8 protein-coding genes are annotated in these 14,291 nt (G+C 66.9%); 3 read left to right on the forward strand and 5 right to left on the reverse strand.

Features of this window, described 5'->3' with window-relative positions:
* Positions 1-59: 59 nt before the first annotated feature.
* Positions 60-7,820 carry a DNRLRE domain-containing protein gene (locus AB0Q90_RS06110; protein WP_363159775.1) on the reverse strand — a complete coding sequence of 2,587 codons (7,761 nt, stop codon included), beginning with the start codon at positions 7,818-7,820 and terminating at the stop codon, positions 60-62.
* A gap of 1,262 nt (positions 7,821-9,082) precedes the next feature.
* On the opposite strand from AB0Q90_RS06110, the gene AB0Q90_RS06115 reads away from it, so the two are divergent.
* A complete protein-coding gene (locus AB0Q90_RS06115; protein WP_363159596.1) occupies positions 9,083-9,559 on the forward strand; it encodes a hypothetical protein in 477 nt (158 codons plus the stop codon).
* Between the two features lie 67 nt (positions 9,560-9,626).
* Here AB0Q90_RS06115 and AB0Q90_RS06120 read toward each other — a convergent pair whose 3' ends face one another.
* Entirely contained in the window at positions 9,627-10,862 is a 1,236-nt protein-coding gene (locus tag AB0Q90_RS06120; RefSeq protein ID WP_363159595.1) for a cytochrome P450, read from the reverse strand.
* Between the two features lie 194 nt (positions 10,863-11,056).
* On the opposite strand from AB0Q90_RS06120, the gene AB0Q90_RS06125 reads away from it, so the two are divergent.
* On the forward strand, positions 11,057-12,226 hold the full coding sequence (locus AB0Q90_RS06125; RefSeq protein ID WP_363159594.1) for a steroid 3-ketoacyl-CoA thiolase: 1,170 nt from the start codon (positions 11,057-11,059) through the stop codon (positions 12,224-12,226).
* Here AB0Q90_RS06125 and AB0Q90_RS06130 read toward each other — a convergent pair.
* Positions 12,210-12,389 carry a DUF397 domain-containing protein gene (locus AB0Q90_RS06130; protein WP_363159593.1) on the reverse strand — a complete coding sequence of 60 codons (180 nt, stop codon included), beginning with the start codon at positions 12,387-12,389 and terminating at the stop codon, positions 12,210-12,212. The two genes, AB0Q90_RS06125 and AB0Q90_RS06130, sit on opposite strands and share 17 nt — an antisense overlap.
* Positions 12,370-13,197: a helix-turn-helix transcriptional regulator gene (locus tag AB0Q90_RS06135; protein WP_363159592.1), complete on the reverse strand. Its 828-nt coding sequence runs from the start codon at positions 13,195-13,197 to the stop codon at positions 12,370-12,372. Before AB0Q90_RS06135 ends, AB0Q90_RS06130 begins: the two co-directional genes overlap by 20 nt.
* A 74-nt stretch (positions 13,198-13,271) precedes the next feature.
* On the opposite strand from AB0Q90_RS06135, the gene AB0Q90_RS06140 reads away from it, so the two are divergent.
* Positions 13,272-13,766 (forward strand): ATP-binding protein, encoded by a 495-nt coding sequence (locus AB0Q90_RS06140; protein WP_363159591.1) that lies wholly within the window; start codon positions 13,272-13,274, stop codon positions 13,764-13,766.
* Here AB0Q90_RS06140 and AB0Q90_RS06145 read toward each other — a convergent pair.
* Entirely contained in the window at positions 13,712-14,128 is a 417-nt protein-coding gene (locus tag AB0Q90_RS06145; RefSeq protein WP_363159590.1) for a transglycosylase SLT domain-containing protein, read from the reverse strand. The genes AB0Q90_RS06140 and AB0Q90_RS06145 overlap by 55 nt on opposite strands.
* Between the last annotated feature and the right edge of the window lie 163 nt (positions 14,129-14,291).

The following is a 14,291-nucleotide window of genomic DNA, read 5'->3' on the forward strand; positions in this document are numbered from 1 at the left end:
GAATTCGGGGGGCGGCGAGTTCGCGAGAACCCGCCGCCCCCCTTAAAGCTGGCGAGATACTAGCCTAGCTTGTACCCCAGCTGGGACTGCCATCCGACAATTCTGCTGCCGTATGCCTGCGAGCTCGGGTTTGTCTGCCAGTAGGGACCGCCCTGATACCAGGCGCCGACATTCCGCAGATCGTCGGTGCTGAAATCACCGGCCCCTCGTCCAGGAGCGATCTTGTCCCGTCCGACCGAAAGGTAGCGGGCGGCCAGGAAGATGTTCTGGACGTTGTCTTCGAGCGACGATATGACCAACTTGCGCTGCTCTTCCGACATGTTCGCCTGGTCGTATCCGAGCATTTCGGAAGCAGTTCCGACCTGCATGCTCAGATTGCCGAACGACGCCTTGTTCCCATTGATCTTGTAGGAGATGCCGTCGGTCACCGGCGGGTCGCCGCCCACCTCGTTGTACGCCACACCGGCGACGAGACCGGCCGGCAGGTTGTACTTGGCGGCGGCGGCCTTGATCGTGTCCGCGTACGCCTCGACGAAATCGTCCTTGTACTTCGCTCCGTAGCCTTCGGCCGAGTCCGCCCCGAAGAGCGTCAGCGCACCGAACAGGAAGCCGTTGAAGCTGTTCCAGGTGTCGAGGTCCTTCTGCGAACCGTAGATGCTGGACAGGCCCCTCATCCAGGAGTGCTCACCCGTGATCTGCGTGGTTCCGCAGTTCGCGGTGTGCGCGCCGAACGAGCAGCTCACCGGGCCGTCGACCATGTTCGAGTCGGCCGACGGGGTGGAGGTCGTCTCCCTTGCCTGGATGTCCCAGCCACCGCCGTCGTTCATCGAGCAGGTGTAACCGGCCTCGTTGCACTCGATCGGACGGTGACCGCCGTACTCGATGAAGGTGGTGGGGTTGCCACCGCCGAACGAGTACCGGTTGCCGGTGAGCGGGTCGGTGCCCAGGCCCATGTCGGCCAGCGCCCCGTTGTACATGTCCCGGGTGGTGAAGCGGTTCAGACCCGGGCTGTAGTCACGGAAGCCCATGTCGTAGGTGCCGGACTGGGCGTCCCAGCGCTTGGCGTTGTAGCGGTAGGCGTTGTACGCCTCCTTGGTGGGATCGGCGGCATCGGGCTTGTCGATGCCGGTGAACTCCTCCTCCTCGTCGGCGCCGTAGGCCGTGTAGCCGTAGGTGGCCTTGGTGTCGCCCGTGCTGTCGGTCAGCGTCTCGACGTCGGTGTGGCTGTTGTAGCCGTAGTAGCCGTCCTCGGTCGTGCCGTCCGTGTTGTGCTTGACCTGCGACAGGCGCTCGCCCCACGGGCTGTACTGGTAGGACTTGGTGAGCTCGCCGGAGACCTCCTCGTTCAGCACCTCGCCGGTCATGCCGAGGTAGTTGAACGTGGTGGTCTTGCCGTCGGCCGTCTTCGACGTGGTGCGGTCCAGCGGGTCGAAGGCGTACGTCGTCGACTTCAGCGCACCGGAGCTGTCGATCTTCTGCGACTCGATCACATGGTCGAAGCCGTCGTAGATCTTCCGCTCGATGACCTTGCCGTCCGCGGAGACGGACTCCTGGCGGCCGAACGGGTCGTAGGTGTAGTTCGCCTTCGAGGTACCGGTCGTGGCGCTGAGCAGACGGTTGCGGTCGTAGCTGTACGAGGTGCTCGTGCCGTTGACCGTCTGGCTGATGACGTTGGCGTTGTCGTCATGGACATAGGTGTCCGTGCCCGCGCCGCTGCCCGTCTTCGCCTGCTGCTTGAGCCGGTCGGCCGGGTCGTAGGTGTAGTCCGTGGTCGATTCGAGGTACGCCGAGTTGTTGTCGGCGTTCATCTTCTTCGCCACGTCCTGCGACTTGTTGCCGTTCGGGTCGTAGGAGTAGGTGTGCGAGGCAACGAGCGTGCCGTTGCCCTTCTTCTCCACCTGGGTCTTCAGCGCGCCGTCGAGGTAGTACGTGTGGTCGACGGTGTTGCTGTTGGCCTTGGTCTCCTGCAGCTTCTGGCCGCGGTCGGTGTACGTGTACGACGTGACCTTCGGCGAGGCGTCCGTGGCCGACTTGCCGACCGAGACCGTCTTCACCAGCTCACGCAGGTCGTACGTGTACTTGGAGAACTGGTCCGGGTGAGTCACCGTGTCCGGCTGGCCGTTGACGTCGTAGGTGTACGACGTCGTCTTCTTCTCCGTGCCGGCCAGCGCCTCGATCACCTTCTGGACCTGGTTCAGGCCCGTGTACGCGACCGTGTACGCGTCGATCTTCGCGCCCGACGAGGTGTCGTCGATCGACGTCAGGTTGCCGTTGACGTCATAGGCGTACGCGAAGGTCTTCTTCTCGGTGTCCGTCTCGCCCGTGGTGCTGCGCACCAGCTTGACCGCGTCCGCCACGGCGATGCCGCCGCTGTTCTGGTCCAGCTTCAGCTTGGTGTCCTCGCCCTGCTTGAGGGTGTAGGAGCCGAGGCTGACCCAGGTACCGGTGGAGGCGTTCTGGTCCTTCGTCACCGAAGGCTCGGTCGTCGTGCCGCGCGTCAGCGTGTACTTGGCGGTCGTCGCCGCACCCGTCACCCTCGGGTACTTCACGTACGCGGTGTACGTGCCGTCCTTGGGGATGTTGAGCGTCCAGGTGAAGGCGTCGGTGCCGGTGCCCGCCGCGTGCGTCTGGTGGTCGTAGCCGTGCTGGCCGGTGATGTTCCCCTTCGTCCAGGTGCCGGTGGCAGAGGTGTTCTGGGTGTCGGAGTTGTCGGCCAGAACGACCGACTTGCCCGCGGGGACGCCGTCGTCCGACTTCGACTTCAGCTTGCCGTCGGGGTAGTACGTCCAGCTCATCGTGCGGTCCGAGGAGCCGCCCGCCGAGGTGAGGGTGCGCGCGGTCTGCAGACCGAGCTCGTTGTAGTCGTAGGACGTGACGATGTCCCACGGGTCCGTGGTCGACTTGGCCCAGCCGTTGTCGAAGTAGGCGTAGGTCGTGTCGTTGCGGACCGTCTGGCCCTCCGACGGCGGCAGCGACGTCTTGGCCACCCGGCCGACCGCGTCGTACGTGGTCTGGGTGTAGACGTTCGGGCTGTTGTAGCGGGAGTCCGCCGGGTCGTACGGCTGGAACTGCTTGACCGGGCGGTTCAGGGCGTCGTACTCGGTACGGGCCGTGAACGCGTCCGTCGATCCGGCCGCCACGGTCCGCGGGGTGAGCACCTTGGTGGCGTTGCCGACCTGGTCGTACTCGTACTTGGTCGTGCGGTACGTGATGGTCGAGGTGCCCGAGTGCGGGACCTTGACCTCGGTCTGCTTGCCGCGCTGGTCGTAGGCGATGGTGGTGGTGTTGTTCTCCGCGTCCGTCGTCGAGACGACCAGTCCGTCCTTGTTGTAGGACTTCTTCGTCGACTTGCCGGCCGCGTCCGTGACCGTCGTGGCCCGGTGGTTCAGGTCATAGGCGGTCTTGGTGGTGTAGTCGGTGGTGTCCGCGGTCGCGTTCTTCCGCGGGTCGATGACCGTGACCACGTTGCCGACGTTGTCGTACTCGTAACTGACCTTGTCACCGGCCGAGTTGACCACGGACGTGAGCTGGTAGATCTCGTCGTAGTGGTTGGTGGTGACGTAGTCGGCCGGGTCCGTGGTGGTCAGCGCGCCCTTGGGCTCGGTGACCGTCTTGAGGTTGCCGACCTTGTCGTACGTGTAGAGCGACTTGCGCTCGTCCGACGTCGCCGTGTCCTTCGGAGCCGTCGCCGACTCCACCTGGTCCGCCTTGTCGTACACGGCCGTGGAGACCGCGCCGCCCGGCGAGGTGGACTTGGTGACGTTGTCGTTGGCGTCGTACTCCGGAGCCGGGGTCGTGATCAGAACGCCCGCGGTCTGGTCCTTCGGCACCGTGCTGACCAGCGGACGGCCGTACACGTCGTACGTCTGCGTGGTCTTCTTGCCCAGCGCGTCGGTGACCTCGGTGACCTGGCCGCGCTCGTCGTAGACGTACGTCGTCGACTTGTTCAGCGCGTCCGTGATGGTGCTCGGGTAGCCCGTCGCACCGAACCCGCTGTACGTCGTCGGGTTGCCGTTGGCGTCCGTCGCCTTGGTCAGCTGACCGTAGGCGTCGTAGTCGTACGACGACGTGTAGTCGCCCGCCGTCGCCGTCGCGACACCCTTGGGGTCGGTGACCGTCTTCAGGTTGCCGAACGTGTCGTAGCCGAACTGCCAGGCGTGGCCCTCCGGGGAGGTCTTGCGCCACAGGTCGGCCGAGTAGCCGTCCGCGCGGGTCTGGTACTGGTACTTCGCCGCGTTCGCCGGCCACTTGGTGGAGTCGGACACACAGGTCGTGCCCTGGTCCGGGACGCCCGCGGTGTTGTTCTCCGCGTCGCGCTGCCAGAGCGGGAAGCCCGTCTTCTGGTCGTAGCAGAACGCGGTCTTGGCGCCGTTGGCCTCCTCCAGGTAGGTGACGTTGTTGTCACCGTCCCAACTCATCTTCGACGTCTGGGACTTGGCGTTGGTCGTCGACACCGGGCGGCCGAAGTCGTCCGTGACGTACAGCGACGAGCGCGACAAGGCGTCCTTGACCGTGGCGTCGACGAACTTCGGGTTGGTGAGGTTCGTCTTGTACGTGAAGTCGGTCACCCCGTCGAGACGGTCCGTGATGCTCTTGGTCCACCAGTGGTACTTCGCGTCACCCGTGGGCGGCTCGTGGTACGCCAGCGAAGTGCCGTTCCCGCGCGGGTCGGTGGCGGTCACCAGCTTGACGTTCTTGTTGCCCTGGATGGCGTCGTAGGTGAACTTGAAGACCTTCGGCTGGCTGGAGCCGTCACCGTCGGTGAACCGACCGAGCAGGCCCTGCACGGTGTAGTAGAACGAGATCTTCCGCGTCGGCAGCCCCGTCACGGACCCCGAGATGTCCGTGATGGACTTCACGTGGTCGTAGATGTCGGGGTCGGTCAGGCCGGAGCCGCTGACCTTGGCGCCGGTGCCGTCGATGTACTCGTAGGTCGAGTCGCCCCGCTCGTAGTAGTCGACCGTCACCGTCTGCCGGTTCGAGGCGTCGGTGATGTACTTCAGGAACTTGGTCGGCTTGCCGTGGGCCTTGCGCTCCTCGTACGTGTACGACTGCGTGTTGCCGTTCTTGTCCACGACGGACGAGAGGTAGCCGTCGCAGCCGAAGAGGAAGCGGGTGCCGTCCGGGCGCAGCAGCGTCCAGGCGTCCGGGGTGTTGTCCTTGTCCGGGGTGCACTCGGTGCCGGCCTTGAAGGACACCTTGAAGTGGACACCGGCCGGGGCCTGCCACGTGCCGTCCGCCTGCTTGCGGAAGACGTGCGTGGTGCCGTCACCGTCGGGCAGACGGATCTCCGTCGGGTTCGGGTTGGGGTGGAAGTCCAGCGCCGCACCCAGCCGGATCGGGCCGGTGACCTGACCGGACCAGCCGTGGCCCATCATCGAGTCACTGGTGTCCAGCGAGTTGTACGCGAACCGCGCGAACGTGTTCAGACCCCGGCTGGGGTTGTTGAACGCGTCGTAGGACCACACGGTGTTGCCGGAGGCGAGGTTGTTCATCACCGTCGAACCGGCACCGGTGTTCTTGCCGGTGTAGGAGTAGAACTTCTCCAGGCCCAGCATGTTGGAGGTCGGGTCCTCGACCGCCACGTTCTGCTGCAGGGTCGGGATACCGCCCGTGCCCGCGGACAGCCAGGTGCCGTCGGCGATCTTGCGGACGTCCCAGTTGAGCACGAAGTGCGTGCTCTTGCTGCCGGAGTCGGAGTTGATCGGCGTCTTGACCTGCGCCTTGATCGTGGCCGACTGGCCCGGGCTGAGCGCCGGGATCGCCGTGGCCAGCGAGGTGCCGGCGTAGGAGGGGACGGTGCCGTCGGGCAGCTTCCAGGTGTAGGACAGCTCCCGCTCACCGGCCGCCCACGCACTGGACGTGGTGTTGGTGACCGTGAAGTCCACCGAGTAGGTGGAGTTGGGGGTCATCCGGGCCGGGGTCTGCGGCGCGTAGTACGTGTCCTCGGTCGTGGAGTCGACGTAGATCACGCGCAGCAGCGGGCCGAGCTGGTAGTCGGAGGCCTCCGAGGCCAGGAACAGGGTGCGCTCCTGGGGGCCGGTGGTGGTCTCGTCCTTCAGCTTGACCAGGGCGCCCTTGTTGCTGGTGGGCGTCTTGATCCAGCCCTGGGTGAGCGACGTGGCGTCCCACCAGTGCCGGCCGACCTCCGAGACCTGCGCGACCGTGTCGGAGACGGTGGCCGAGAAGTCACCGCCCGCCGCGGTCCACGCGGTGGTGGAGTTGGCGTTGTTCCAGGTGGCCTGGGTCTCCGTGAAGTCCTTGGTCAGACCGTGGAGTTCGTAGATGGCGCCGTTGGTGCCGGTGGTGGTCTCCGCGCCCCACATGAACAGCCGGGACTCCAGCACCGTCGCCGTGGTGGGGATGGTCGACGTGGTGAACTTCATCGCCGCGCGGGTCTTGCCGTACGTCGAGGAGTTGTTGCCGACGCTCAGCCACTTCTGGCCCACGCCCAGGGAGGAGATGGTGTCCAGGTTGGTGGTGGGCTGCGTGGACGACAGGGTGGTGTCCGTGACTCCGGAGGTGCCCTGGATCAGCCGCATGGTGCGGCCCGCCTTGGGCACGCCGACGACGCGCGTCGGGGAGCCGAGCAGCTGGCCGTTCTTGGTCTTCACCGCGAGCTGGTAGTAGTACGACCGGCCGATCTCCACCGAGGAGGAGTCCGGGGTCGGCGTCGCGCTGGTGTCCGTGTACTGCGTCACCGTCTTCTCGACCGGCGCGACCAGGGTCGCCGCGGACGGGGTGAACGCCTGCTGCGTGGAGCGGTGCAGCTGGTACTCGACGATGTCCAGACCGGTGTCGCCGGTGGTGTTGGAGTACGCCTTCCAGGACAGCTCGGGGCCCGTGGAGTGCACCACGGTCGGCGAGTTCAGCGTCGTGCCGACCTTGCCGTACGTCACCGTCAGCCGCGGAATGGTCGCGGTCTCGCCGCCGTAGTCGCCGTCACCGGCCTCGTAGCGGGGGCCGCCGGTCGGGGCGGTGCCCGACTCGTCGGTGGCCTTGAGCACGAAGCCGTGGTTGGTCGCCGAGCCGTCGAGCCACTGCTGGACCGTGTCGGTGACCGGGAACTTGTGCCACTGGTTGTACTCGCCGACGTTCTTCACGATGGACGCCGGGTTCACCCAGCGCACCGCGTCCGCGAGCACCGCGGTCGTGGTGGACGCCGGGCCGTCGCCGAGGACGACCTTGCCCGCGGTGCCGCCGTTGAAGTCGATCTGCGAGCCGCCGTTCAGCGAGGCCCACACACCGTTGGTGCCGGACTGCTGGTTGACGGTGTGGTTGGTGGTGCCGTCCTGGCCGGTCACCGTGTAGGGCGCGTTGGTCGCCCGGTCGGTGGCCGCCACGTAGTGCACGTCGACCCGGTAGGAGGCGGTCTCCGGCAGCTTCGGCTGCCAGGTGTAGGTGTCGCCCGCGACCGAGTCCTTGTTGTAGCGGTAGTCGCTGCCGATGGCGTACTGCGTCAGCGTCGAGCCGGACGTGGGCCAGGAGCCGGTGGCCGCCGTGGTGCCCGTGTCGCCGTCGTCGACCTGCACGCTCGTGCCGGACAGCTCACCCACCAGCGCGCTGGTGTTGGACCAGGTCGCCGTCGCCTCGTCCCACGCCCCGGTGGCCCGGTAGGCGCCGATGGTGACGTCGTTGGTGTTGGTGGTGTGCGCCTGGTCGAAGTACATCTCCAGACGCGCCGTGTCGATCTTCGTGCCCGAGGGGATCTCGTCCAGCGGGAACTTGATCAGGGAGCGGGAGGTGCCCGTGTCGGTCTTGCCGGCCGACAGCTTCCAGGTGGTGTTGAAGTTGGTCGTCGACTGGTCCGACAGGACCATGGTGTCCTGGGACTGCGAGGGGCTCGGCGCGATCGTGATCGTCGGGTCGATGACGACCGGGTACTGCCGCTCCTTCGCCGCCAGCCACTTCGCGTCCGGCGTGACGGTCAGCTTCCAGGACTTGCCGTCCCGGGTGAGCTGCTGCGAGACCTTCGTGCTGTACGTCTGTCCGAAGACGGACTTGGTGTCCTTCTTGGCGTCCGTCATGTACGGCGCGGGGATCACCATCACCGGCGTGTTCGGCAGCTCGCCGAACAGGGCGATCGAGCCGTCCTTGCGGGCCTTCGGGGTGAGCCCGTCGGTGTCGAGCGTGAAGGTGAACTTCAGCGGCCCGTCGGGGCGTTCGGCGAGGGTGATGTTCTCCTTCACCTGGCCCGCGCCGACCACGTACTGAAGGTCCGCGCCGTGCGCCGCGTCCTTGTACGTGACGGTCGAGCCCTTCGCCACCGGCTTCAGCCTGCCGTCGGCGCCGTCCAGACCCAGGGTGACGGCGTGGCCGTCGGGCGACTTGAAGCGCACCAGCCGGTCGGCGTCCGTGCCGAACCAACTGCGGCCCTCGTTCGTCGTGTTGGCGAACCTGAAGCCCTTGGACTTCGAGTCGTGCACCGCGGTGTCGATGGACTTCCACGACGAGCCCGACCGGTACGACGTCGGTACGGCCGACAGCTCCGCCTCGACCTGGCCGTTCGACAGCTGCCAGAAGCGGGCGCTGGAGGTGCGCTTGCTCTTCAGCTCCTTGACCCGCTCGGCCTTGGGAGCGTTCTTGCCCTTCGGCAGTTTCTGGCGGTCGGCCACGCCCGCATCGTCGTGCGACGGGGGCTCTTCATTTCCACTGCTATCATCCGCGAACCAGCCCTTGACAGTATCGACAATTCCCTTGCCGTCACCGTCGCCGCTGGGCGCAGCATATGCGATCTGTGGCAATGCGGTACTCGTCACCGCAGCCACCACAAGGCAGGCCGAAAGCCTGCCCAATCTGGGTCTCACACGAAACCTTTCCTAGTGTTTCACACTTTGAACACACCCCGCCAACGTCCGCCCTCACCTGCGTAGATGAGGAGGTCATAGTGGGGGGCGCCGGGTTTCTATTCACTGTGATCATGCGCTGTCAAGTCGCGCGACAATGCCGACACATGACGCCAAAGAGGCTGCCGGGTGTCCGAAATTTCCGTCCGCTGGCCACCGGTCCACCGGGTCGTGTATAAACACCCGACTGCGGGCATGGGAGCCCGGTAATTTCCGAAATTCGAGGGGGGTCGACCATGAGCACCAAAACCCAGGAATCCGACACGCTGGAATCGGATGCCCCGGAATCCGGGAAAAAGGAAGGACCGAGCGGTGACCGCAGCGCGCTGCTCATCGCCGGCGTCGCTCTGTCCGTCTGCGGCGGTCTCGTCCTTTACGGCGTGCTTCAGTCGGGAGAGGACGACGAAAAGCCGGAACACCGCGTGCCCACCGCCGCGGTGACCTACGAGGTGACCGGCACCGGCACCGCCGACATCAGCTACCAGGCCCGCAGCGAATCCGGCGATGCCGTCGTCGTGAAGGCGGCCGCCCTGCCCTGGAGCAAGACCGTGGAGGTCCCGCTCGGCAAGGAGCCGATCGTCAGCATCGTGCTGGGGGAGAAGGGCGGCCAGGCCCGCTGCGCCCTCGCCATCAAGGGCAACCACGTCCAAAGCGCCACCGCGGCAGGGGAGTTCGGCCGGGCGACCTGCGCCGGTTCGCTGCCCAAGGGCTGAGCGGAAGTGCGCGGGGGAGGCAGGGGCGGGCGCAGGGATGGGGGTGCTCCTGCCTCCCCCGGGTCTGTCAGGCCAGGCTGACCCGGAGGTGCTTCACGCCGTTGATCCAGGCGGAGCGCAGCCGGTCCGGGTCGCCCGCAAGACGCAGGTCCGGCATGGCGTCCGCGATGGCGTTGAAGATGAGGTCGATCTCCAGCACGGCCAGGGACTTGCCCAGGCAGTAGTGCGGACCGCCGCCGCCGAAACCGAGGTGCGGGTTGGGGTCGCGCAGCACGTCGAAGGTGTCGGGGTCGGTGAAGACCTCGGGGTCGTGGTTGGCGGAGGCGTAGAAGATCCCGACCCGGTCGCCCTTCCTGATCAACTGGCCGCCCAGTTCGGTGTCCTGGGTGGCAGTGCGCTGGAAGGAGTTGACCGGGGTCGCCCAGCGCACGATCTCCTCGGCCGCGGTCGCGGGCCGCTCCCTCTTGTACAGCTCCCACTGGTCGGGATGCGTGAGGAAGGCGTGCATGCCGTGGGTGATCGCGTTGCGCGTGGTCTCGTTGCCCGCGACGGCCAGCATCAGCACGAAGAAGCCGAACTCGTCGGAGTTCAGGTTCCCCTCGTCCTCGGCGGCGACCAGCGTCGTGACGATGTCCTTCGCCGGGCACTGCTTGCGGTCGGCGGCCATGTTCATCGCGTAGGCGATCAGCTCGGTCGCCGACTCCTGGCCGACCTCCTCGGTGATCGCGTACTCCGGGTCGTCGTACGAGATCATCTTGTTGGACCAGTCGAAGATCTTGGCCCGGTCGTCCTGCGGGATGCCGATCAGCTCGGCGATGGCCTGGAGCGGCAGCTCACAGGCGACCTGCGTGACGAAGTCGAACGGCCCGGGATGCGCCCGTGCCTCCGCGACGATCGCGCCCGCCCGCGTCCGCAGCCGCTCCTCCAGCGCCCGTATCGCGCGCGGCGTGAACACCCGCTGCACGATCTGCCGGACCCGGGTGTGCTCCGGCGGGTCCATGTTGAGCAGGATCAGCCGCTGCGCGTCGATGGCGTCGCGCTCGATGTGCTCGTTGAAGCGGATGATCGCGGTGTTGAGGGTGGAGGAGAAGAGCTCCGGGTGCGTGGAGACGTACTTGACGTCCGCGTGGCGCGTGACGGCCCAGTACCCCTCGTCCTGGAAGCCGGCGACATTGCCCGACTGGGGGATCCAGCGGACCGGCTCGGCCCGGCGCAGCTCGGCGAACTCCGGTAGGGGGACGCGGTGTTGCAGCAGATCGGGGTCGGTGAAGTCGAACCCGTCGGGAAGCGCTGGACAGGGCATGGCGGCTCCAGCCATCTGACGGACCATCAGTTCTCGCGAACGTAACGGTGGGTGCCGAAGACTGCAAGACCCTTGCGGTGATGGACGTCACGTCAGCAGACTGCAAGCAGAACTAGAACACGTACTAGTTGCTTGGCCAGCCGCTGGTTCCTGCTGGTGCCTGCTGGTTCTTCCGGACGAGAGGACCGCCCCCCATGGCCGCCGAACCCGTGATCGTCGAAGCCGTCCGCACCCCCGTCGGCAAGCGCGGCGGCGCGCTCGCCAACCTCCATCCCGCCTACCTCCTGGGCGAGACCTACCGCGAACTCCTGGGCCGCACCGGCATCCCCGCCGACTGCGTGGAACAGATCGTCAGCGGCACGGTGACCCAGGCCGGCGAACAGTCCGCGAACCCCGCGCGCACGGCTTGGCTGGCCATGGGCCTGCCCTACGAGACGGCCGCGACGACCGTCAACTGCCAGTGCGGTTCCTCGCAGCAGGCCGCGCACATGGTGGCCAACATGATCGCGGCGGGAGTCATCGACGTCGGCATCGCGTCCGGCGTCGAGGCGATGTCCCGGGTCCCGCTGGGCTCGGGATCCAAGCACGGCCCCGGCAAGCCGTTCCCGGACGAGTGGAACGTGGACCTGCCCAACCAGTTCGAGGCGGCCGAGCGGATCGTGCGTCATCGGGGGCTGACGCGCGAGAACGTCGACTCCCTGGGCCTCATCTCGCAGGAGCGGGCGGCCGTCGCCTGGGCCGAGGAACGGTTCAAGCGCGAGACGTTCGCCGTCCAGGTGCCGACCACGGAGGACGAACAGCGGGCGGGCCAGGGCATGTGGCGGCTCGTCGACCGGGACGAAGGCCTGCGCGACACATCCATGGAAGCGCTGGCAGGCCTGAAGCCGATCATGCCGACGGCCGTTCACACGGCAGGCAACTCGTCCCAGATCAGCGACGGCGCGGCGGCGATCATGTGGGCCTCGAAGCGGATGGCGCGGGCGCTGAAGCTTCGTCCGCGGGCGCGGATCGTCGCCCAGGCGCTGGTCGGCGCCGACCCGCACTTCCACCTCGACGGGCCGATCGACGCGACGAAGGCCGTCCTGGGCAAGGCGGGCATGTCGATGAAGGACATCGACATCGTCGAGATCAACGAGGCCTTCGCGTCAGTGGTGTTGAGCTGGGCGCAGGTCTTCGAGCAGGACCTGGAGAAGGTGAACGTGAACGGCGGTGCGATCGCGCTCGGGCATCCGGTGGGGGCGACCGGGGCCCGGCTGATCACCACGGCGCTCCATGAACTGGAGCGCGTGGACAAGGAGTTCGCGCTGGTGACGATGTGCGCCGGCGGCGGCTTGGCCACCGCCACGATCATTCAGCGGTTGTAGAGGTCCAGTTGATGAAGGCGGTGAAGGTGGCGGGGTCGAGGGTGAGGATCGGTCCCGCCGGGGTCTTGGAGTCGCGGATGGAGATGGTGGTGCTCTCTGCGATCTCGACGCATTCGCCGCCCTGGTCGCTGCTGTAGCTGGACTTACGCCAGTTGCTCTCCATAGCGGTCCTCCATCACGCTCCGGATCAACTCCGCCGAGTCTCTGATTGAGAGTGCGGCGGCCCGGAGATGATCGTAACGGAGTGAACAGTCCTTGACGGTGTCCGGGTTGGCGGTCGGGTGCCCGCTGCCGTAGCCCTCGGTGTAGACGATGGACGGATCGCTCGCGAAGCGGAAGAGGGTGAATGAGCCCGTCAGTCCAGCGTGCGCCCCGGCCGAGTACGGCAGCACCTGGACGTTGATCCGGGGGTGCTTCTCGAAGCTCAGCAGGTGGGTCAGCTGGCCGCGCATGATCTCCGGCCCGCCGATCTCCTGATTCAGCGCGGCTTCGCTGAGGACCAGCCAGAAGACCGGAGACTCCTCCTTCTCGAAGATGCGCTGGCGGGCCAGTCGTACGGCGCTGCGGTCGTCGAGATCCGAGTCATCGAGCGCACCGAGCACCGCACGGACGTACTCCGGGGTCTGCAACAGCCCGTGCATCATGCCCATCTGGAACGTACAGATCTCCGCCGCCCGCACCTCCAGCTCAGCCACCTGCTGGAACCACGCCGGAAGCTGGCTTCGCAGCACCAGATCCACCAGCCGCGACAGTAACCCGCCCGTCCCCAGCGCCGCGTCCACCCGTTCGCTGAACTCCGGTGTCGGGACCTTTCTCGCCGTCTCGACCTGCCCCACCAGCGACGCCGTGTAGTTGACGATGTCCCCGAGCTGCTTCTGTGTCAGCCCGGCCGTCTCTCGGTACCGTCGCAGCTCGAAGCCGTAGTAGTCGAGCGGCGAGGCTCCCGGGTCAAGAACGTTGATGTTCGTCACGAACTGCCTCCACTCCGGAGCGTGTTGTGTTCGTTCTGTAGCCCAGAGTAGTTGCGCGAGGTCAGCCTCGTACCGTGAACGAATACATTCACCAGTACACCCTTCAGCTCACCGTGGGTGAGCATTCCGCGCGGCACATCCGCCGCATCGTCCGCTCGCTGCTCGACGAGTGGGAGCTGCCGGAGCTGTACGACGCGGCCGCGCTGGGCGTGACCGAGCTGGTCTCCAACGTCGTACGCCATGTCCCGGACCGCCGCTGCCGCGTGCTGGTGCTGCGGCGCGGGGCGGGGGTGCGGGTGGAGGTGGCGGACGGGGTGGACCGGACCCCGTGTGTCGGCGTCGGGCTGTCGGCGGAGGCCGAGTGCGGGCGCGGGCTGGTGCTGCTGGACGCCGTGGTCGACAAGTGGGGGGTGGACCGGCGCGGCGGGGGCGGGAAGACGGTGTGGTTCGAGTGCGCGAAAAACGAAGACCGCACCCGTCCGGAGACGGGTGCGGTCCGTGGAGACTCGGCGGCTCAGTACCAGCCGTTGGCCTGCCAGAAGTTCCAGGCGCCACAGGCGCTGCCGTAGCGGTCCTTCATGTAGTCCAGGCCCCACTCGATCTGGGTGGCGGCGTTGGTCTGCCAGTCGGAGCCGGCGGAGGCCATCTTCGAGCCCGGGAGGGCCTGGACGAGGCCGTAGGCGCCGGACGAGGCGTTGGTGGCGCTGACGTTCCAGTCGCTCTCGTGGTCGACGATGTTGGCGAAGCACTGGTACTGGGCCGAGTCGCCGACCATCTTCTTCGCGATCGCCTGAGCGTCGGAGGCACCGGTCGTGGCGGCCTGGGCGGGCGCCGCGGCGAAAATCGCGCCGACGGCGGCAGTCGCCACGGCGGCGCCGGTGAGGGCCTTCTTCGGGGTGGCGATGGTGCGGAGGAAGGAAGCGGCGGACAAGGGGTGACCTTTCGTCGGGGACGTTGCGGTCGCGGCGTGTCGGAACCACGCGGTGCGTGGCGGGGACATGCGTCGGCGCCGAGGCCCGTGGGGCACGTCGGCGCCGTGCGACGTCATCCAGAGAAACAGGTCGGAGGGGCGTCCGCAATGACCCCTTTTGCTA

The organism is Streptomyces sp. NPDC079141, assembly GCF_040686775.1.
In the GTDB taxonomy this organism is placed as follows: domain Bacteria; phylum Actinomycetota; class Actinomycetes; order Streptomycetales; family Streptomycetaceae; genus Streptomyces.

Coding starts and splice junctions, on each gene's coding strand:
- AB0Q90_RS06130 (WP_363159593.1), bottom strand. CDS start 12,389: ATGGAGAGCAACTGGCGTAAGTCCAGCTACAGCAGCGACCAGGGCGGC.
- AB0Q90_RS06125 (WP_363159594.1), top strand. CDS start 11,057: ATGGCCGCCGAACCCGTGATCGTCGAAGCCGTCCGCACCCCCGTCGGC.
- AB0Q90_RS06115 (WP_363159596.1), top strand. CDS start 9,083: ATGAGCACCAAAACCCAGGAATCCGACACGCTGGAATCGGATGCCCCG.
- AB0Q90_RS06110 (WP_363159775.1), bottom strand. CDS start 7,820: ATGGTCCTGTCGGACCAGTCGACGACCAACTTCAACACCACCTGGAAG.
- AB0Q90_RS06120 (WP_363159595.1), bottom strand. CDS start 10,862: ATGCCCTGTCCAGCGCTTCCCGACGGGTTCGACTTCACCGACCCCGAT.